Origin of the sequence: Amycolatopsis orientalis DSM 40040 = KCTC 9412, from assembly GCF_000478275.1 — a bacterium.
Classification (GTDB): domain Bacteria; phylum Actinomycetota; class Actinomycetes; order Mycobacteriales; family Pseudonocardiaceae; genus Amycolatopsis; species Amycolatopsis orientalis.
On record NZ_ASJB01000089.1, the window covers coordinates 1 to 19,562 of the forward strand.

The following is a 19,562-nucleotide window of genomic DNA, read 5'->3' on the forward strand; positions in this document are numbered from 1 at the left end:
CTGGGCAGACGGCGGACCCACTGACCTGCGGAACCTCACCCTGCTGTGCGGCTTCCACCACCGCCTGATCCACCACGGCGACTGGCAAGTCCGCATGGCCGCCGACGGGCTACCCGAGTTCATCCCGCCCCAGTATCTGGACCCGCTCCGAAGAACCCGGCGCAACACCCTCCACCGCGCCGCCTGACCCTGCACCACCCGAGGAGCCCGCCAGCCACACCGGCGACGGGCCCCCACGGCATGCCCACAGACAACGACGAGCCCTCAACATCCGCGCTCGACGCAAAGCCCTCCACGACGCCCCCAAGATCGTCGCGTTCCTCTGACTCCCTTGAGGTTGTTCAACGTTCCCGAACGGGCCTGACTCCGCACTTAGCCGACTAAATACCCGCCTGAAGACGTTCAGCGTGCCGAAAGAATCCCTGATCGGTCACCGAACCCCGCCCACCACCCGCTCATCCCCGACCGGCGCAGGATCGTCGAGCCCCCGCCAAACCCGGAAGACCGCCGGAAAACTGGTGGCGATCAGATAAACCCCACCGAAGATCGCGAGCGCACCCACGAGACCGATCCCGTCCAGGAGAAGCCCGGCCGCGATCGAGCCGAGCGGCATCACAGCCAGCACCCCGCCCACCAGCAGGCTGAGCACGCGGCCGCGGACGGCTTCCGGCACCCGTTCGTAGACCACCGGCAGCAGGATCGGGTTCAGCGCCCCGGCGCCGATCCCGGCCACCACCAGTCCGGCGAGCAGGACGACCGGCGTGGGTTTCAGTGCGAGCAGGGCGAATCTCGGCGCGCCTTCGATGGCGACGGCGACCAGGACCGCCGAGCGGCGGGAGAACCGGTGGCCGATCCAGCCGTAGAGTGCCGAACCCAGCAGTCCACCGGCGGCGACGGCGGTGATCATCGCGCCGACGAGTGCGGTGCTGTGCAGGACCTGGTCGCCGTAGGCCGGATAGAGCACGCCGATGAGACCGAAGTCGAGACTGTTGGTGAGCACCAGCATGCCGACGAGCGCGCGCAGCACGGCGTCCCGTTTGACGTAGCCGAGCCCTTCCCGCAGTTCCTGGAGGTAACCGTCCGAAGTGGACCGCGGCGGACCCGCCGCGGTGGGGATCAGGGTGAACACCAGCGCCGCGGACAGCAGCAGCGCGCCCGCGTCGACGAACAGCACCGGGATCGGGCCGATCAAGGCGATCAGCGCACCGGCGGCGGGACCGCCCACCATTCGCCCGGTCCGCATCGCGGCCTCGACGGCGCTGGCACCACGGCTCATCCGGATCCCGCCGAGTTCGGCGACTCCCGCGAGCAGCACCTGCTTCGCGGTGTCGGCGGGCCCGCGGGACACACCCATCACGAACGACAACACGATCAACCCCGGCAACCCGAGCCCGGTCGTGCTCACGGCGAGCGGGATCAGGAGCACGGTGACCGTGGTCAGCAGGTCCGCGCAGACGCTGGCCCGGCGCGTACCCACCCGGTCCACGATCGGGCCGCCCAGCAGCGCGGCGACCATCAGGCCCAGCACCTCGGCCGCGGTGACGAGGCCGGTCTTGGTGCCGCTCCCGGTGGTCTGCAGGACGAACCAGGGAATCGCGATCAGTGTCGTCATCACCCCGGCCGAGGAGATCCCCGCGGCCGCGACCAGGGCCCCCAGTGGCACTCTGCTCATGGCGTCTCCGGCCGCGATTTCCTCGGGAAGGCCGCCCAGTGCACGCGGACCTGGGTGTCGCCTTCCTTGGCACGTCTCCGATAACGGCTGATCACGTCGAGGACCTCCTCGCTCAGTGCGGCGGCTTCGTCCGGGGTGAGCGACAGCGGCGAGTCGTGGAACTCGACCTTGTCCATCCACTCGTCGGCCCAGTCCCGCATTTCGGCGACGAATTGCGCTTCAGCGGCGTACCGCTGCTCGATCAGCGTGTGGGCGTACACGCTGAAGGGACCGGCGAGGTCAGGGTCGTCGATGAAGTCCTTACCGCGCAGCTGATCGCCCTCGTGCACGGCCTTCCACCACCGATCGCGCCGGTTGCCGCGTTCGGAGTCGTCCGTGACCAGGCCGTACTCGGCCAGCTGGCGCAGATGCCAGCTGGTGGTCCCGGAACTCTCCCCCACTCGCTTGGCCAGTCCGGACGCCGTGGCCGGGCCGTCCTCCCGCAGCAGCTCGAGGATCCTGACCCGCAGCGGATGCGACAGCGCTCGCAGAAGACGGCCGTCGACCCGCGCCAGATACCGCTCGCCGTTCCCCATGCGGCAACCGTACAACCGCAGAGGACCCTTTGCAAAGAGTGCTCTGCGATTACCTCCGCCAAAACCCGTGATTCTGGAGTTTGACTTCAACCTAACTTCAGGTTTTACGGTTCCTTTCATGACAACGAACACGCCTTATCAGCTCGCCGTCGTGATCAGCAGCGTCCGCGAGGGCCGCTTCGGTCCCGTGGTCGCGAACTGGTTCCTCGATCGCGCCAAACAGCGCGACGACGTCGCCCTGTCCGTTATCGACCTCGCCGAATCCCCCGACGGACTCTCCGCCGGTGTCGCCGCCGCGGACGCCGTCGTCGTGATCGTCCCCGAGTACAACCACAGCTACCCCGGCCCGCTGAAGACCGCTCTCGACAACACCGGCCCCGAATGGCACGGGAAGCCGGTCGCGTTCGTCTCCTACGGCGGGATTTCCGGTGGCCTGCGCGCGGTGGAACACCTGCGGCCGGTCTTCGCCGAACTCCACGCCGCGACCATCCGCGAGACCGTGAGCTTCCCCTACGCCTGGACCCAGTTCGGGCCCGACGGCGAGCACACCGACGCCGAAGGCGCCGATCTCGCCGCCACCACCTTGCTGAACCAGCTGAACTGGTGGGCCAACGCCCTGCGCGACGCGCGCCGGGCGCGGCCTTACGCCGCCTGACCGGATTCCGTGGAGGACTCGGCTGGGGGTCGGGTCCTTCACGGACTTTCGGCGCGGAACATGGCAGGCTGTCCGCGTGACCGGACCTCTCGCCCTCCTCGATTCCGCGAGCCTCTACTTCCGCTCGTTCTACGCCCTGCCCGAGTCGATGACCGCCCCGGACGGGACGCCGGTCAACGCCGTGCGCGGGTTCACCGACACCGTCGCGCGGATCCTCACCGACCGGCGCCCCGCCCGGCTCGTCGCCTGCCTGGACGCGGACTGGCGGCCGAAGTTCCGCACGGACCTGTTGCCCAGCTACAAAGCCCACCGCGTGGCCGAAGAGGTGCCGGAGGGCGGTGACGTCGAAGAGGTGCCGGACACCCTCACCCCGCAGGTCCCGATCATCCTGGAACTGCTGGAGGCCTTCGGGATCGCGACCGCCGAGGCGGCCGGGTACGAGGCCGACGACGTCATCGGCGCGCTCGCCATCCGCGAACAGAAGTCCCCGGTCGAGGTCATCACCGGCGACCGGGACCTTTTCCAGCTCGTACGCCACGAGCCGACGCCCACGGTGGTCATCTACGTCGGCAAGGGCTGGAACAAGGCCGAGATCCTCGGCCCGGACGAGCTGGCCGAGAAGTACGGCATCCCGGCCGGGAACGCCGGCCCCGGTTACGCCGACATGGCCGCCCTGCGGGGCGACCCCTCGGACGGGCTCCCCGGCGTGGCCGGGATCGGCGAGAAGACCGCGGCGAAGCTGATCACCCAGTTCGGTTCGCTGCAGGAGCTGATCGAGGCGTCCAACGCCGGCGACGCGCGGGTGCCGCTCAAGACCCGGTTGCGGCTGACCGACGCCGCCGACTACCTCGCCGTCGCGCCGACGGTGGTCCGGGTCGCGGCGGACGCGCCGGTCGAGCAGTCCCGTCCCGACGTCGTGCCGTCCGAGCCCGCCGATCCGGACAAGGTCGCCGAACTGGCGGAACGCTGGAACCTCGGCCGTTCGGTGGAGCGCCTGCTGGCCGCGCTCCCCAAGTCGTGAGCAACATCGAGGCCGATCCGGCCGAACTGCTGTGCCGGGACAAGCCGGGCGAGGGTGTCACCGTACTGACCCCGCGGGACGTCCCGCTCGGCGGGCCGCGCGCGATCCGGGTGCGCCGCACGCTTCCGCAACGGCGGCGTTCCCTGATCGGCGCGTGGTGTTTCGCCGACCACTACGGACCGCAGGACGTGGCGGAGTCCGGTGGGATGGACGTGGCGCCGCATCCGCATACCGGACTGCAGACCGCGAGCTGGCTGTTCAGCGGCGAGATCGAGCACCGGGACAGCATCGGCACCGTGGCCGTGGTCCGGCCCGGTGAACTCAATCTCATGACCGCCGGGCATGGCATCGCCCACTCCGAAGTGTCCACTCCGGACACTTCGACGCTGCACGGCGTCCAGCTGTGGATCGCGCTGCCGGACGAACATCGCGACACCGGGCGGGATTTCCGCCATTACGCACCGCCGCTGATCCGGCTGCCCGGCGCGACCACCCGCGTCTTCCTGGGCAGCCTGGCCGGGACCACCTCACCGGTTCCGGCGTTCACTCCCCTGCTGGGTGCCGAACTCACCGTGGAACCCGGCGCGGCGCTGACCCTCGACGTCGATCCGGCCTTCGAACACGGGGTCCTGCAGGACATCGGCTCCCTCACCGTCGCCGGAACCGCGCTGGACACGGGAGAACTGGCCTACCTGGCACCCGGTCCCGAGGCGCTCGAACTGGCCAACCACGGCACCGGACCGGCCAGGGTGCTGCTCCTCGGCGGGACCCCGTTCACCGAGGAACTCGTCATGTGGTGGAACTTCGTGGGCCGCGGTCACGAGGAGATCGCCGAGTACCGGGAGGCGTGGCAAGCACAATCGGACCGGTTCGGCCGCGTGGACGGCTATCAGGGCACCACGGCGTGGCTGCCCGCACCCGCGCTGCCGCAGGTGCGGATCAAGCCCCGCCGCAACCCGGCCTAGAAGAACGTCCCGCACCACGGGGCCCGCGCGGTGTGGAACAGCACGTCGGCGCGGGCGACGGCCGCCGCGTCCAGCACCTCGACGCGGTCCGCCGTCACCAGATCGCTGAAGAGGCCGTCGCCGAGGTACAGCGACGCCAAGGTGTCGGCGTCGAGCCGGAGTTCCGCGTCGGCGGTCGTGCGGTCCACCCCGCCCGGGCCGACGACGTAACGGCCGTTGTTGCCCGGAAGCTGCCGGTCGAGCACTTCGAGCACCACGGGTTCGGCGGTGCCGTAAGTGCGCGCCCGCAGCGCGGCGAGTACGTCGACGAGCCGCACCCACAGATCGTCGATGACCTCGGTGGTGTTGACCGCCCGCGGGTCGGTGAGCAGTGCGGCGAGCGGCTCGTCCATCGGGCGCCCCCGTCCGGCGACGGCCGAGACCAGGTCGATCGACAGCAGGAAGCGCCATAAACCCGCCTGAGCCCGCGGTGTCGCGGCGTGCATCTCCCGGATGTCCAGCAACGCGCCCCGTTCCGGCGCCTGCCGGTCGCGCTGGTCGATGGTCTGGTAGACCACGAAACCGTCGTCCCCGTCGGATCCACTGTGGACGGCGACGCGATAGCCCTCGTCCCCGGTGACGATCCGGTCGAAGAAGCCCGGCCACCACATGTCCGGACGGGCGAGGAAACCGGGCCGCTCGCCCGCGAAGCGCCGGTACAGAGCCGGGACGCACTCGACCGCCTCGGCCGGGCTGACGAGCCTGACCACCCCGTCCCGCCCTACGCCGTCACGAAGCCGCGCCCGGGGGCGTTCCACGAGAACGCCCTTCCCGTAGGTGGCCGCGCCGTAACCGAACCGGCCGTAGATCACCCCTTCCGAGGCGTGCAGGGCGGCGAGCGGGAGACCGCGTGCCGCGATGTCCTCCAGCTGTGCGGCCATCATCGCGGTGAGGATCCCGCGGCGGGTCCAGTCGGCGCGGACGCCGACACCGTCGACGGCCGCGGTGGCCAGCCTCTGTCCACCTGGGACGGTGAGCTCGGTCTCGAAGGAACTGGCGATCCCCACCGGTGTGCCGTGATCGTCGAACGCGGCGAACTTCCCGGCTGCGGGCCAGCTCGAGGCCATCTTGGCCCAGGTCTCGTTCGAAGCAGGCCTGCCGTGCAAGGCCTGCGAGAGGACGTCGAGACAGGCCCGTTGTTCGCCTTCCGCCACGGCGCGCACCGAAAATTCGCTCATGACGGCGATCCTGCCGTCCGGAACCGCCGGATCCCAACCGGTTTTCAGCCGGGAGCGCCGACTTCGTAGCGGCCGTCGTTCCCGGTGACGGTGATCGTGACGGTCTTCCCGACCCCGCCGACCTTGACCGTGCAGCTGAAGGTGCTGCCGTCCTGGACGGGCCGGTTGGCGGGGCAGAGCACTTCGCCGACGTCACTCACCTGGTAGGTCTCGGTGAGGATCTTCCGTACGTCCGCCTGCATGGTCCTCGGATCGAAGACCCGGCCCGGAGTGCCGGAGGAGGACGGACCGCCCGACGACGTGCCGCCGCTGGCCGCCGCGCTCGACGAGGTGCTCGGCGGGACCGTGACGGTCTTCGTCGCCGGCGCGGGTGCCGGCGTGTCCGAACACGCGGCCAGGACCGCGAAAGCGGCACAGCACAGAACGACCGTCGCGACGGCTCGCCTGCTCAAGCTTCTCCACCCCCACCAAGGTGATCTTCCAACGTCAGAAGAAGGTACCGCACCAGGGGGCCACCCGCGTGCCGAACAGCAGGTCCGCCCGCTCCAGTGCGGTCTCGCCGGTGGCACGGACACGGCCGGCGACGGCGAGGTCCGACGCGCGCCAGCCGCCCAGGTACAGCATCGACAGGGTGTCGGCGTGCATCTCGAGATCCGCCGGATCGGTCGTGCGGACGGCACCGTCCCCGGAAAGGCGGTAGCGGCCGGAGTTGCGCTCCAGGAAGGGATCGGTGACCTCGATGACGACCGGTTCGCCCCGGTACGAACGGGCTCTGAGCATCGTGGGGACGTCGACGAGACGGAGCCAGCCCTCGTCTTGGATCTTCTGCACGGCCACATGCCGCGGGTCGGTGAACAGCAACTCGACCGGTTCGTCGAGCGGCCGTTTCTGAGCGGTGATGTGGTCGACCAGGTCCACGGACAGCAGATAGCGCCACAACCCGGCGAAGGCGTCAGGACCCGCGTAGTGGAAGGAGTGGATCTTCAACAACGACGGGTCGCCGAAATGCGCCCGCTCGACGGTGTAGGTGACATAGCCGTCGACTCCGTCCGGGCCGCGGTGCACGGCGGTCGTGACGGGCGTGGTCGCCCGGCGCACTTCCCGTTCGTAGCCCGGCCACAGGTACGGGCTCCTGGCGATCATGCCGGGTCGCGTACGCGGGATCGCGTCGAAGAGCGACGGCCACTGCTCAACGGTACTTTCCAGATCCAGCAAGGAGATCTCCCCACCGGCCGGGACCTCCGGGCGGAACCGGGCCCGGTGCCTGTCGATCTCGATCGACTTGCCCCGCGCGCCGATGCCGTAGCCGAACCTGCCGTAGATGGCGCCTTCGGACGCGTGCAGCATCGCCGCGGGGAAGCCGCGGGCCGCGAAATCCTCGAACTGGGCGCGCATCAGGGCCGTCAGCACACCGCGGCGGACGCGGTCGGCGCGGACGCCGACGAGGCTGACCGCGGCGAGCGGGACCGTACCGCCGCCGGGCAGCGTCATCTCCGAATCGAACGACCGGACGGTGCCGATCAGCTCCGGGTCGAACGCCCCGAGTCCGCGATCCGGCTGCCTCGACGAGGAGATGGCCGACCATTCCTCGTCGGTCATCTCCTTGACGTGCAACGCCCGCCTGAACAGATCCGTCGCGGCCCGGTCCTCGTCGGACCGGAGCGGCCGCACCGTGAAGTCACCCATGGGATCGATCATGCCGGATCGACCGGGCAGGGCGCCCGCCGTTTACTTGGGGACGGCGGGCGGCGAGACCTCGTAGTTGCCGGTGTCACCCTTCACGGTGATCGGCACCTCCTGCGGCTTGCCGTCGATCGTGGCGGTGCAGGTGAACTTCACGCCGTCCTTGACCTCCTTGCCCGCGGGGCAGGAGACGGCGCTGACGTTCGGGATCTGGTAGGTCTCGGTGAGCAGCTTCTGCACGTCGGTCTGCATCTGCGTGTTGTTGAAGACCTGCGTGTTGAACCAGCCGGGCGTCACGAAACCGAGGACACCGACCGCGGCGATGATCACCACGAGCGCGCCGATCCCGATGAACAGGCCCTTCTTGGACTTCGGCTTGTCCTGTGCCTCGCCCTGCGTGCCCTGGAACTGGCCCTGCCCGTAGTCGTACTGGCCCGGCTGCTGCCCGCCGTACTGCGGCTGCTGCTGCGGGCCGCTCTGCGGGTAACCCGGCTGCTGCTGGGGACCGCTCTGGGGGTAGCCGGGCTGCTGGCCGTACTGGGGCTGTTGACCCCACTGCGGCTGCTGTTGCTGCGTCTGGGAAGGGTCGTAGCCGGGCTGCTGCTGAGGTCCGCTCTGCGGATACCCCGGCTGCTGCTGCGCCGGGTCGTAGGGTGCGGGCTGCTGGCCCCACTGGGGCTGTTGCTGCTGCGTCTGCGACGGGTCGTACTGCGGCTGCTGCCCCCACTGCGGTTGCTGCTGCGGGCCGCTCGGCGGTTGAGCGCCGCCCGGCTGTTGCCCGTAGCCCGGCTGCTGCCCCCACTGGGGCTGCTGCTGGGGGTCGTTGCCGCCATACGGCGTGCTCATCGTTCGCCTCCGCCTGTTCACCATCGTCAGCGGCCGTATCACCGGGCCGTCGTGGCGATCCAACCACAGGTCGGCGCCCCTGCCCACTGTCCCACGCCCAGCTCGTGAGTGGTAATGACGGTTCTAACCGTCATTACCACTCACGAGGCCGGTCAGGCGCCGCCCGCAGCGACCACGCCGCGCCGCAGGGCCTTCACCGCGTCCGAGGCGGCCGCGCCGACCGGGTCGGCCCTGCCCAGGACGTCGCGGATCTGGTCCAGCAGGTCGATGACCTGCCGCGACCAGCGCACGAAGTCGCCGGCGGACAGCTCCTGCCCGTTCGCCTCGGCGGCGGTGAGGACCTTCTCCAGTGATTCGCCGCGCGCCCAGCGGTAGATGGGCCAGGCGAAACCCGCGTCCGGCTCGCGGGTGCGGTCGAGCTTGTGCCGTCGCTCGTCGTCGGTGAGTTCCATCCACAGCCGCGTGGTCGCCTGCCAGGCGTCGAGCACCTTGCCCGCGGGCAGCCGCGGCTCCCCCGCGATGTCGCGGCGCGCCTCGAAGACCAGCGTCGAGACGACGGCCGCGAGTTCGGCGGGCGCCAGGCCCTTCCAGACGTCGTGCCGGATGCACTCGGCGGCCAGCAGGTCGGACTCGCTGTAGAGCCGGGTGAGCCGCTTGCCGTGTTCGGTGACGCGGTCCTCGCCGTCGCCCTTGGATTCGGGGCCGAGGTAGCCGCGCTCGCCGAGCAGCCGCAGGATGCGGTCGAAGGCGCGGGCGAGCGAGTGGGTGGTCGCGGCGACCTTGCGTTCCAGCTGCTCGGTCTCCGCCGTGAGCCGCTGGTACCGCTCGACCCAGCGCAGGTTCGCCTCACGCTCGGCCAGACCGTGGCACGGATGCGACCGCAGCGCGCGCCGCAGGGCGGCCAGCTCACCGTCCTCATTGGCCCCGGCCCGGCGCTTCTGCCTGCCGGGCAAGGAGATTCCCGCGTTGCGCAGACTCGACGCGATGTCACGGCGGGTCTTGGGTGAACGCAGCTCGATGTGCTTCGGCAGCTTGATGTTCCCCAGCGCCTCCACCGGCGACGGGAAGTCCGACACCGAGAGCGGACCGGACCAGCGGTCCTCGGTGACCACGACCGGACGCGGTTCCCGGATCGGGTCGAGCCCAGGGTCGACGACGACCGCGAGCCCCGCGCGCCTGCCCGCGGGCACGGCGATGACGTCGCCCTTGCGGAGTTTCTCCAGCGATTCGGCCGTACCCGCCCGGCGCGCGGAGGTGTTCTGCCGCGAGAGCGCCTTTTCCCTCGCCGAGATCTTCGCGCGCAGCTCGACGTACTCGAGCATCTCGTCGAAGTCGCCGGTGATGGCGGCGGTGTAGCCCCGCAGGGCCTCCTTGTTCCGCTCGATCCGCCGCGCGGTGCCGACCACCGACCGGTCGGCCTGGAACTGCGCGAACGACTGCTCCAGCAGGTCACGGGCCGCTTCGGCACCGACCTGCGCGACCAGGTTCACCGCCATGTTGTAGCCGGGCCGGAAGGACGACCGCAGCGGATACGTCCGGGTCGAGGCGAGGCCGCCGACCTGCTTCGGGTCGATCCCCGGCTGCCAGGCGACGACGGCATGGCCTTCGACGTCGATCCCGCGCCGCCCGGCCCGCCCGGTGAGCTGCGTGTACTCCCCCGGCGTCAGGTCGACGTGCGCCTCGCCGTTGTACTTCACCAGCCGTTCGAGGACGACGGTGCGCGCGGGCATGTTGATGCCGAGCGCGAGCGTCTCGGTGGCGAAGACGACCTTCACCAGCCCCTGGACGAACAGTTCCTCGACGGTCTCCTTGAACGCCGGGAGCAGCCCGGCGTGGTGACCGGCGATACCGCGCTCGAGCGCCTCCCGCCATTCCCAGAAGCCGAGGACGCCGAGGTCGCCTTCGGGCAGGTCCTTGGTGCGCTCGGCGACGATACGACGGACCTTCTCGACCTCGTCGGGGCCGTTCAGCCGCAGGCCGGACCGGACACACTGGCCGACGGCGGCGTCGCAGCCCGCGCGGGAGAAGATGAAGACGATGGCGGGCAGCAGCCCGGCGTTGTCCAGGCGCTCGACCGTCTCGGTGCGGGACGGCGGCCGGTACCGCGGCATCCGCGACGGCGCCCCTCGCCGTCCCCTCGGGCCGCGCAACCCGGCCGGCGCGAACCGTCCGCCGATCTCCTCGGTGCGGCGCAGCAGGCTCGGGTTGATCCGCAGCTCGGCGCCCGGCGCGTGTTCCTCCTGGCCGGCGAACAGGTCCATCAGCCGGTTGCCGACCAGCATGTGCTGCCACAGCGGCACGGGGCGGTGCTCGTCGACCACGACGGTGGTGTCGCCGCGGACCTCGACCAGCCATTCGCCGAACTCCTCGGCGTTGCTCACCGTGGCCGACAGGCCGACGACCCGGACGTGCTCGGGCAGATGGAGGATGACCTCCTCCCAGACCGCGCCGCGGAACCGGTCGGCGAGGTAGTGCACCTCGTCCATCACCACGTAGGCGAGTTCGCCGATGGTCGACGACCCGGCGTAGAGCATGTTGCGCAGGACCTCGGTGGTCATGACCACGACCTGGGCGTTGCCGTTGATCGAGGTGTCACCGGTGAGCAGGCCGACGGCGTCGGCGCCGTAACGGCCGACCAGGTCGGCGTACTTCTGGTTCGACAGCGCCTTGATCGGCGTCGTGTAGAAGCATTTGCGCCCTTCGGCGAGGGCGAGATGCACCGCGAACTCGCCGACCACCGTCTTCCCGGCGCCGGTGGGCGCGCAGACGAGCACGCCGTGGCCTGCTTCGAGCGCCTCGCACCCGCGGATCTGGAAGTCGTCGAACTCGAACGCCGATTCCGCGGCGAACCGGGTCAGCTGGGGATACCGAGCGCGGCGCTGGGAGGCTGCGTACGCCTCGGCCGGGGTCTGAGAAGGGCTGTTGACCACTTCGTCAGGGTTCCATACCCCACCGACAGTTCGCACTCGGTGTGACGATCCCGGGAACGGCGGCCGGGTCTACACCGCGACGGCGCTACGCCGGGCTCAGCCGAGGACGGTGAGCGCGCCCGGGACGCAGGTGATGTCGATCGGCAGCCCGCCCAGCGGCTCGCCGTCGGCGAAGACGGGAAGCTCGCTGCCCGCGAGGTGGATCTCGCTGGCCTTCAGGGTCCGGACCGCCGGATGCGCGAGGTGCTCGCCGGTGCGGACGCCGGGCAGCATGCGGAGCAGGTCGCGTCTGGTGGCCTTCCCGACGACCGTGACGTCGAAGAGGCCGTCTTCGGGGTCCGCTCCCGGGCAGATCGGCATGCCGCCGCCGTAGAACGGGGTGTTGCCGACGGCGATCATGGTGGCGTCGACTTCGATCGTCTCGACGTCGGTGCGGAGCACGACCGGCCAGGTGCGGAACGCCGTCAGTTCGGCCAGGATCGCCAGGTCGTAGCGGCGCGGGCCGCGAGGCCAGGTCAGCCGGTTGGCCCGTGCGGTGACGAGCGCGTCGAACCCGGAGCACAGGACGGTGGCGAACCATTCGCCACCGGCGCGGCCGAGGTCGATCCGGCGCCGCTTCCCCGCGGCGATCTGCCGGGCAGCCAGGTCCGCCGCGGCGTGCGGGCGTTCCGGGACGCCGAGTGCCCTGGCGAAGTCGTTGCCGGTGCCCGCGGGGACGAGTCCGAGCGCGACGCCGGTTTCGGCGCAGAACTGGACGCCCTCGTGGGCCGCTCCGTCCCCGCCGAGGACGACGAGCACGTCCAGTCCGGCCGCGCGGGAATCGGTCATCAGCGCGCGGGATTCCTCGACCGTGCCGGCGACGAGGACGTCGAGCCGGTCGACGACGGGCCGCAGCCGTGCCGCGACCGACTCCATCAGCCGTCCCGCCGTTCCGTTCCCGGAGGCGGGGTGGACGGCCAGTGCCGCGTGCATCGCGGGATCAGGTGACGTCGTCGGTGCTGGTCCGCTTGCCGTTCGTGGCCGCGGAAGGCTCCTCGTCGATCGTGCTCGGCGTGTAGTCGAACGGCGCGGCCTCGTCGTCGGCGAGCTGATCCCAGCCCTCGGTGCCGCGTTCCTTGTCGAGCTTGCGGTCGTGGAAGCGCGCGATCTGGATCGACAGTTCCAGCAGCACGATCAGCGCGGCCGCCAGGGCGAGCATCGAGAACGGGTCCGAACCAGGCGTCGCGAAGGCGGCGAAGACGAATACGACCATGATCAGGCCGCGGCGCCACTTCTTCAGCGTCTGGTACTTGAGGACGCCGACGCGGTTCAGCATCACCACGAACAGCGGGAGTTCGAAACTGACGCCGAAGATCAGCAGCAGCGACAGGATGAACGAGATGTACTTGTCGCCGGTGAGGGCGGTGATGAACTGGTCGCCACCGAAGTTCATCAGCAGTTCGAGCGCGTGCGGGATGAGCAGGTACGCCAGCACCGCGCCCGCGGCGAAGAGGATCGACGCGAAGAAGACGAAGGTGAGCGCGTACTTGCGCTCCTTCGAGTAGAGGCCGGGCGCGATGAACGCCCAGATCTGGTAGAGCCACAGCGGGGCCAGCAGCACCGCGCCCGCGGCGAGGCCGACCTTCAGCTGGATCATGAAGGCTTCGAACGGGACCGTCTGGAGCAGCTGGCAGGGTCCGTCGATTCGTCCGCCGAGCCTGCGCTGGTACGGGATGCCGCAGTACGGGCCGGTCATGATCTCGCCGAGCGACGGGATCGGGCCCACCTTGGTCTGGAACCAGATGAAACCGATGATCCCGCCCGCGACGATGGCGAGCAGCGCGAAGCCCAGACGGCGCCGGAACTCGTAGATGTGCTCGATGAGCGTCATCGTGCCGTCGGGGTTGCTCCGACGGCTGCGCTTGCGCCGCTTGGTGCCGCGGCGCTCCTCACCGGAGGCGGAATCCGCCACTGGACAGTCCGTTCTCGTCAGGGTCCACCATGAGCGCGCCGGGACTTCGGCGCGCTCATCCGCGAACAGGCTCCGCTGGGCTTGCTAAAAGACCGCTCAGCTGGCGTTCTTCTGCGCCTGCTCGGCCGGAGCGGGCGTGACGGGCGCGGCGGCCTGCTGCTTCTTGAGCTCGTCGAGCTGACGCTGGAGGTCGGCGACCTGCTTGTCCTGCGCGGTCGCGGCAGGCGCGGGCGTGGTGGCCTGCGGCAGCTGCTTGGTCTCGACCTCTTCGGTCTCGGCGGCCTTGTCCTTGTCTCCGGCCATGTCCTTGGTCTCGGCCTTGAAGATCTTCATGGACTTGCCGATGGACCGCGCGGCGTCCGGAAGCCTCTTGGCGCCGAACAGCAGGACAACGACGAGCACCAGGATGATGATGTGCCACGGCTGCAGCGCGTTCATCGTGTGCGGCCTCCTTCTTGAGTCTCTGGGTGAGATGTTACCGGTCTTCGAGCCCACGTCGTTGCGCGATCGCCACGCGGAGCGCGGCCGATCGGGCGCGGAGCAGCCCTGTCCGTTTTCGGGTGTTCGTAGCCACCATGCTCATCGTATGGGTGAGCACGCGCAAGACTCCGCGTAACTTGATTAGCAAAACAAAGAGAGCGATCAGCCCGACGACTACGAGCGCGATGCTCGGCAGGTACGACACGGCGTCACCCTACTGCTCGTAGGTTGACGCAAGGTGACGTGCCCGCGCCAGCGCGTCGGCCGCCCGTCGACGAACCGCCTCCGCCAGCGCGGCGGGGCTCTCGACCTGCGCGTCTCCGCCCAATCCGAGGATCAGGCGGACCATCCAGGACTCGTCGGCGTAGCGCATCCGGATGCGGAGCCGTCCGCCGTCGAGTTCGTCGAGTTCCTCGCACGGGTAGTACTCGGCGACCCAGCGGGTGTCGGGGTCGAGCACCAGCACGGCTTCCTGCTGATCGGGACGCGGGCGGAAGACGCCGTCGGAGATGTCGGTCGGCCGGGCGTGCGCGGGCGGGACGGCGGGTTCGTCGAGCACGGTCAGCTCGTCGATGCGGTCGAGCCGGAATAAGCGGACGTCCTCCGCGCGGCGGCACCACGCTTCGAGATAGCCGACCGCCTGAACGATGAGCAGCCGCATGGGGTCGACGGTGCGTTCGGTGATCTCGTCCTTGGACGCGGTGTAGTACCGGATCCGCAGCGCGCGCCTCGCGGTGAGGGCGGCACGGACGGCTTCGCGGGTGCGGGCGGTCTTCTTGCCTTCGCGGACTCCCCCGCTGACCACGATCCCCGACGGCTGGGCCTGGCCCGCGGCGGCTTCGATCTTCGCGATGGCGCGGCGGACGGCGTCGGCGTCGACGACGCCGGGTGTCTCGGCCAGTGCCCTCAGCGCGACCAGCATGGCCGTCGCCTCGCCACCGGTGAGCCGCAACGGGCGGTTCATCCCGGCGTCGTGGGTGACGACGATCGTGTCGCCTTCGAAGGAGAGGTCGATCAGGTCACCGGGGCCGTAGCCGGGCAGCCCGCACATCCAGAGGAGTTCGAGGTCCTTGCGCAGCTGTTTGGGCGAGACGTCGAAGTCGGCGGCGGCGTCGGTGATCTTGATTCCCGGCCGGGCGAGCAGGTACGGCACGAGCGCCAGCAGGCGCGGCATCCGTCCGGTGGCGCTCATCGGGCACCACCGGCGTGGGCGATGGCCTCAAGGCGGCTGAAGACCGACTTCGCGAGGACTTCGGGTTCGAGGACCAGGACGTCCGGGCCGTGGGCGGTGAGCCAGTCGGCGGCGGATTCCGGGTAGTACAGGTCGATTTCCACGAGGTCGCCCGCTTCTCCTCCGGCATCACTGCGGCCGACGACCCGGCCGCGGCGGCGGACCCCGGCGGCCCGGCCGTCGGCGACCCAGACGCTGGCGGTGGTCGGCGCGGACGGGTCCTCACCGCTGCTGGAGGACACCATCTGCAGGAGGTTGACCCCTTCCGGGCGTTCGACGACGCCGGGCCTCCCGACGGGTTCGACCTTGCCGGTGACGCGGGAGAGCCGGAAGCAGCGGGAAGCGCCGCGATCCCTGTCATGCCCGACGACGTACCAGCGGGCACGCCACGACACGACACCCCACGGTTCGAGGGTGCGGATCTTGCGTTCGGCCGAACCGCTGCGCCGGTACTCGAAGCGCACCGCTTGACCGGCCTGGACCGCGGCGAGCAGCGGTCCGAACGCCGGTTCGGCGCGGACGCGGGGTTCGACGACGGTCGGCGCGTGGTCGTCCACCTCGACCCCGGCGGCGCGGAGCTTCACCAGCGCGCCCTGTGCCTCACCGGTCAGTTCCGGGGAATCCCAGAGCCGGACGGCGAGACCGACGGCGGTCGCCTCGTCGGGCGCGAGGTCGATCTCGCCGAGTTCGTAGTCGCGGCGCGCGATGCGGTAGCCGTCGATCGCGTCGAAGGCGGAGTTGCGGCCGGTCTCCAGCGGGATGCCGAGTTCGCGCAGTTCCGTCTTGTCGCGCTCGAACATGCGGAAGTAGGCCTCGTCGCTGGCCGCGTCGGCGTACCCGGGCACGATCCCCCGGATCCGTTCGGCGGTGAGGTACTGCCGGGTGGACAGGAGGGCCAGAACCAGGTTGACCAATCGTTCGGCGCGTGCGGTGGACACCCGGTTACCCTAGCCCGCGCCGTCCGACCCGATGGTGAGAGCCGCCGATCGCGCGTCGTAACGATCCCTGGCGGACTCGACCTCGTCGAACCGCGTCTCGGCCCAGTCCTTGATCCCGGCCAGCAGCTCACGAAGGCTGCGGCCGAGATCGGTCAGCTCGTAGTCGACGCGGACCGGCACACAGGCGGTGACGGTGCGGGTCAGCAGGCCGTCGCGTTCCAGGGTCCGCAGGGTCTGCGTGAGCATCTTCTGGCTGACGCCGGCGATCCGGCGGGAGAGGTCGCTGTAGCGCTGGGGCCCGTCGCCGAGGGCGACGAGGACCAGGCTGACCCATTTCCCCGAGACCTCGTCGAGCAGCTTCCGGGCCGGGCAGGCCGCGAGGTAGGCGTCGTAGGCCCGTTTCTCCTCGTTCCGGCGTTCCTGTGCCGTGCGCGTGACCACGATCGCCGTACCTCCGCGTGGGTTGGGCACCTCGAAGTGCGTACTTCCCGATGGAGAGTAACTCCCCTTACGTTCGGTCTCGACGACCCCTGGGAGGAGAACGATGCACGCGATGGTGGTCCGCCGGTTCGGCGGCCCGGAAGTCCTGGAATCCCTCGAGATCCCGGTGCCCGCACCGGGAACCGGGCAGGTACGGGTGAAGGTGGCCGCGGCCGGGGTCAACCCGGTCGATGCCGCGACCCGCTCGGGTTTCCTGACCGAGGCGGGGATCATCCCGCCGCGGGAGGCGGTCGGGATCGGCTGGGACGTGGCCGGGACGGTCGACGCGATCGGCGACGGCGTCTCCGGGTTCGCCGCGGGTGACGCCGTGATCGGCCTGCGGGACCGGCCGGCGACCGCACTCGGCACCTACGCCGAGTACGTCGTGCTCGACGTGGACGCGATCGCCCGCGCCCCGCGGACGGTGTCCCTCGTGGAGGCCGCGACCCTGCCGCTGAACGGCCTGACCGCCCTCCAGGCGCTCGATCTGGTCGCTCTCCCACCGGGAGCGACGGTCCTGGTGACCGGAGCCGCGGGTGCGGTCGGCGGATACGCGGTCACCTTGGCCAAGGCCCGCGGTCATCGCGTGGTGGCTGTCGCCGGTTCCGCCGACGAGGCGCTGGTCCGCGGCTTCGGCGCGGAGGTTTTCGTACCCCGTGGCGACTTCCTGGCCGACCGCGTGCGCGCCGAAGTCCCCGGCGGGGTGGATGCCGCCCTCGACACGGCACTGCTCGGCCTCGAAGCCCTGGACGCCGTGAAGGGCGGTGGGCGGTTCGTGGTCTTCGCGGCCGGTGCGGCGCCGATTCCCTTGCGCGGCATCAGGGTCGAGCACGTCTGGATCCGCGCCGACGGCGCCGCGCTGGGCGAACTGGCGGCACTGGTCGACAGCGGCGTGCTCGCCCTCCGGGTCGCGGAGACCTTGCCGCTGGACGACGCGGTGAAGGCACACGAACGACTGGCGGAGGGCGGACTCCGCGGACGGCTGGTACTGACGATCGGTGCCGACGAAAGCATAAGTTGACGCTTAATTAAGCCTGTGGTTATCTTCACATTATGGACAAGAACGAAACCCGGCTCGAACTCCGGCGCGAGTTTCCGGGACCGGTCGAAGACGTCTGGTCGGCACTCACCGACTCGGAACGCACGGCCCGCTGGCTCGGCACATGGACGGGCGAAACAGGGGTCGGCAACACGATCATGCTGCTGATGACCGCGGAGGAAGGCGCCGAACCGGCGCCCGCCGTCATCCGCGAATGCGATCCGCCGAAACGGCTGGCCATCGACCTGGCCACTCCCGGCGAGCCGATCTGGCACGTGGAGCTGACGCTGACCCCGCAAGGCTCGGGAACGGTGCTCGACTTCGTGCACCGGATGCCCGAACCCGAGTGGGACACCTCGGACATCGCCAAGGGCTGGCACTTCTATCTCGACCGGCTCGGCGCTTCCCTCGCCGGCGAGCCGGTGCCCGGGTGGGACACCTACACGCCACCCACCTTGGAGGCATGAACGATCGAGTATCGCCGGTCACCGGCGTACGGGCAGGCCCGGCGGACACCGCGAGGGCGGTGCTCCACGCGCTCGAGCACCGCCCTCGGTCACCGAGATCGTGGTCCGTCCGTCAGCGGGCGGCCGCGGTCCGGGACAGCAGCGCCTCGGCCAGCAGCCGCCACTGCGGCATGGCCGATTCCCCGGGTGCGACCCCGATGACCTGGACCCCGACGTGGTCGGCGCCGGCGTCGAGATGTCCGTGCAGTTTCGCCGTGATCGCGTCGAGGTCGCCCCAGAACACGAGGTCGTCGACGAGCCGGTCGCTGCCGCGGCCGCCGTCGATGTCGGCTTCGGTGTAGCCGAGGCGGAGGAACTTGGCGACGTTGTACTCCGACGTGAGGTACACGTGCAGGTGCTCACGGGCGATCTCGCGCGCCCTGCCCGGGTCCGTTTCGAACAGCACCGCGTGCTCGACGCCCAGGAATGCCTTGTCCCCCAGCACTTCCCTCGCCTTGGCGGTATGCGACACGGGCACGTGATAGGTGTGCGCCCCCTCGGAACGGTCCCGGGCCAGTCCGAGCATCTTCGGCCCGTACGCGGCCAGCAGCCGCCGCATCGGCGCGGCGGGCACCGGGTTGGCGTTGGTGACCTCGTCGAGTTCGTCGAGGTACTCGTTCATCGCCTCCAGTGGCTTGACCCCGGGACGCGCGCCGCCGAAGCCGAGTCCCAGGACGTGCCTGCCCGGGTAGGCGTCGGCCAGCAGCAGAGCCGCCCCATGGGTCCAGCGCGCCCCGCGGGCTCCGATCCGCGCGATCCCGTTGACCACGGAGATCCGTTCGGTGGACGCGAGCAGGAATCCGGCGTGGGTCAGCGCCTCGCGGCCGTCCCGTTCCGGGATCCAGATCGCGGGCCAGCCGAGTTCCTCCAGTTCCCGCACCGAATCCCGCAGCATGCTCGCCGGCTGCTCTTCGAAGTCGAACGTCCAGATCCCGAAACGCCCCAGTTCCATCTGTCTCTCCTCAGGTCGAGTCTTACATATCGAAGTATCGCAGATTCTCGATATGTTATTCCCGCCGAGGTTCAGATCGACCGTCCCAGCAGGTCGACGAGCTGGGCGATCCGCTGTTCGTCGCGCCGGTAGTGCGTCCACTTCCCCACTCGCGTGGACCGGACGAGCCCGGCACGCTGGAGCAACGCCATGTACGCCGACACCGTCGACTGCGCGAGCCCCAGCTTCTCCTGAAGATGACTCACGCAGACCCCGACCTCGTTCTGGTCGGCGATCGCCTTCTCCGGCGGGAAGTGCCGGTCCGGTTCGCGTAACCAGCCGAGCACCTGGAGCCGGACGGGATTGGCGAGCGCCTTGAACACCTCGACCAGGTGATCGGCGGCGTCCGGGGCGGGGTCTGCGTGTGCGGTCATGGTTCTTC

General features: G+C 70.0%; 21 protein-coding genes and 1 pseudogene. 6 read left to right on the forward strand and 16 right to left on the reverse strand.

The window, feature by feature from the left end:
* Positions 1 to 187 (forward strand): annotated as a pseudogene (locus L324_RS36020) (HNH endonuclease); the annotation flags it as partial.
* A 243-nt stretch (positions 188 to 430) separates the two neighbouring features.
* Here L324_RS36020 and L324_RS36025 read toward each other — a convergent pair.
* Positions 431 to 1,672 carry an MFS transporter gene (locus L324_RS36025; RefSeq protein WP_037319613.1) on the reverse strand — a complete coding sequence of 414 codons (1,242 nt, stop codon included), beginning with the start codon at positions 1,670 to 1,672 and terminating at the stop codon, positions 431 to 433.
* Positions 1,669 to 2,247 carry an ArsR/SmtB family transcription factor gene (locus L324_RS36030; protein ID WP_037319615.1) on the reverse strand — a complete coding sequence of 193 codons (579 nt, stop codon included), beginning with the start codon at positions 2,245 to 2,247 and terminating at the stop codon, positions 1,669 to 1,671. The genes L324_RS36025 and L324_RS36030 overlap by 4 nt, the downstream gene beginning before the upstream one ends.
* A 118-nt stretch (positions 2,248 to 2,365) precedes the next feature.
* Between L324_RS36030 and L324_RS36035 the strand changes: the two genes are divergently transcribed.
* The 3 genes from L324_RS36035 (at position 2,366) to L324_RS36045 (ending at position 4,888) form a co-directional block, all read left to right on the forward strand.
* Complete coding sequence (locus L324_RS36035) at positions 2,366 to 2,902, forward strand: NADPH-dependent FMN reductase (protein WP_037319618.1); 537 nt, start codon at positions 2,366 to 2,368, stop codon at positions 2,900 to 2,902.
* A gap of 76 nt (positions 2,903 to 2,978) precedes the next feature.
* Positions 2,979 to 3,923 carry a 5'-3' exonuclease gene (locus tag L324_RS36040; protein ID WP_037319620.1) on the forward strand — a complete coding sequence of 315 codons (945 nt, stop codon included), beginning with the start codon at positions 2,979 to 2,981 and terminating at the stop codon, positions 3,921 to 3,923.
* Positions 3,920 to 4,888: a pirin family protein gene (locus L324_RS36045; protein ID WP_037319621.1), complete on the forward strand. Its 969-nt coding sequence runs from the start codon at positions 3,920 to 3,922 to the stop codon at positions 4,886 to 4,888. The genes L324_RS36040 and L324_RS36045 overlap by 4 nt, the downstream gene beginning before the upstream one ends.
* Here L324_RS36045 and L324_RS36050 read toward each other — a convergent pair.
* The 12 genes from L324_RS36050 to L324_RS36105 all read right to left on the reverse strand — a co-directional run bounded on the left by L324_RS36050 (position 4,885) and on the right by L324_RS36105 (position 16,605).
* Complete coding sequence (locus L324_RS36050; RefSeq protein WP_037319623.1) at positions 4,885 to 6,105, reverse strand: GNAT family N-acetyltransferase; 1,221 nt, start codon at positions 6,103 to 6,105, stop codon at positions 4,885 to 4,887. The genes L324_RS36045 and L324_RS36050 overlap by 4 nt on opposite strands.
* Positions 6,106 to 6,149: 44 nt before the next feature.
* A complete protein-coding gene (locus tag L324_RS41925) occupies positions 6,150 to 6,557 on the reverse strand; it encodes a DUF4333 domain-containing protein (protein ID WP_081736581.1) in 408 nt (135 codons plus the stop codon).
* Positions 6,558 to 6,591: 34 nt separating this feature from the next.
* Complete coding sequence (locus tag L324_RS36060) at positions 6,592 to 7,791, reverse strand: GNAT family N-acetyltransferase (protein ID WP_037319771.1); 1,200 nt, start codon at positions 7,789 to 7,791, stop codon at positions 6,592 to 6,594.
* Positions 7,792 to 7,833: 42 nt separating this feature from the next.
* Positions 7,834 to 8,634, reverse strand: coding sequence for a DUF4333 domain-containing protein (locus L324_RS36065; RefSeq protein WP_037319774.1), 801 nt, complete (start codon positions 8,632 to 8,634; stop codon positions 7,834 to 7,836).
* A 152-nt stretch (positions 8,635 to 8,786) separates the two neighbouring features.
* On the reverse strand, positions 8,787 to 11,564 hold the full coding sequence (locus L324_RS36070) for a DEAD/DEAH box helicase (RefSeq protein WP_037319625.1): 2,778 nt from the start codon (positions 11,562 to 11,564) through the stop codon (positions 8,787 to 8,789).
* 96 nt (positions 11,565 to 11,660) lie between these two features.
* Positions 11,661 to 12,536 carry a diacylglycerol/lipid kinase family protein gene (locus L324_RS36075; protein WP_037319627.1) on the reverse strand — a complete coding sequence of 292 codons (876 nt, stop codon included), beginning with the start codon at positions 12,534 to 12,536 and terminating at the stop codon, positions 11,661 to 11,663.
* A gap of 7 nt (positions 12,537 to 12,543) precedes the next feature.
* Positions 12,544 to 13,515 carry a twin-arginine translocase subunit TatC gene (gene tatC, locus L324_RS36080; RefSeq protein WP_037319629.1) on the reverse strand — a complete coding sequence of 324 codons (972 nt, stop codon included), beginning with the start codon at positions 13,513 to 13,515 and terminating at the stop codon, positions 12,544 to 12,546.
* Positions 13,516 to 13,611: 96 nt separating this feature from the next.
* Positions 13,612 to 13,953, reverse strand: a complete 342-nt coding sequence (gene tatA, locus L324_RS36085) for a Sec-independent protein translocase subunit TatA (protein ID WP_037319631.1) — start codon at positions 13,951 to 13,953, stop codon at positions 13,612 to 13,614.
* A 37-nt stretch (positions 13,954 to 13,990) separates the two neighbouring features.
* Positions 13,991 to 14,200, reverse strand: a complete 210-nt coding sequence (locus L324_RS36090; RefSeq protein WP_037319634.1) for a bacteriophage holin — start codon at positions 14,198 to 14,200, stop codon at positions 13,991 to 13,993.
* A 9-nt stretch (positions 14,201 to 14,209) separates the two neighbouring features.
* Positions 14,210 to 15,187 carry a helix-turn-helix transcriptional regulator gene (locus tag L324_RS36095; RefSeq protein WP_037319636.1) on the reverse strand — a complete coding sequence of 326 codons (978 nt, stop codon included), beginning with the start codon at positions 15,185 to 15,187 and terminating at the stop codon, positions 14,210 to 14,212.
* On the reverse strand, positions 15,184 to 16,164 hold the full coding sequence (locus tag L324_RS36100; RefSeq protein WP_037319639.1) for a helix-turn-helix transcriptional regulator: 981 nt from the start codon (positions 16,162 to 16,164) through the stop codon (positions 15,184 to 15,186). The genes L324_RS36095 and L324_RS36100 overlap by 4 nt, the downstream gene beginning before the upstream one ends.
* A gap of 9 nt (positions 16,165 to 16,173) precedes the next feature.
* Positions 16,174 to 16,605: a winged helix-turn-helix transcriptional regulator gene (locus L324_RS36105; RefSeq protein WP_037319641.1), complete on the reverse strand. Its 432-nt coding sequence runs from the start codon at positions 16,603 to 16,605 to the stop codon at positions 16,174 to 16,176.
* Between the two features lie 103 nt (positions 16,606 to 16,708).
* Between L324_RS36105 and L324_RS36110 the strand changes: the two genes are divergently transcribed.
* Both L324_RS36110 and L324_RS36115 read left to right on the forward strand, forming a co-directional pair.
* Complete coding sequence (locus tag L324_RS36110; protein WP_037319643.1) at positions 16,709 to 17,665, forward strand: NADP-dependent oxidoreductase; 957 nt, start codon at positions 16,709 to 16,711, stop codon at positions 17,663 to 17,665.
* A 32-nt stretch (positions 17,666 to 17,697) separates the two neighbouring features.
* Entirely contained in the window at positions 17,698 to 18,150 is a 453-nt protein-coding gene (locus tag L324_RS36115; RefSeq protein WP_037319645.1) for an SRPBCC family protein, read from the forward strand.
* A 112-nt stretch (positions 18,151 to 18,262) separates the two neighbouring features.
* On the opposite strand, the gene L324_RS36120 is transcribed toward L324_RS36115, so the two are convergent.
* Positions 18,263 to 19,141: a TIGR03620 family F420-dependent LLM class oxidoreductase gene (locus L324_RS36120; protein ID WP_037319646.1), complete on the reverse strand. Its 879-nt coding sequence runs from the start codon at positions 19,139 to 19,141 to the stop codon at positions 18,263 to 18,265.
* 71 nt (positions 19,142 to 19,212) lie between these two features.
* Positions 19,213 to 19,554 carry an ArsR/SmtB family transcription factor gene (locus tag L324_RS36125; RefSeq protein WP_037319648.1) on the reverse strand — a complete coding sequence of 114 codons (342 nt, stop codon included), beginning with the start codon at positions 19,552 to 19,554 and terminating at the stop codon, positions 19,213 to 19,215.
* Between the last annotated feature and the right edge of the window lie 8 nt (positions 19,555 to 19,562).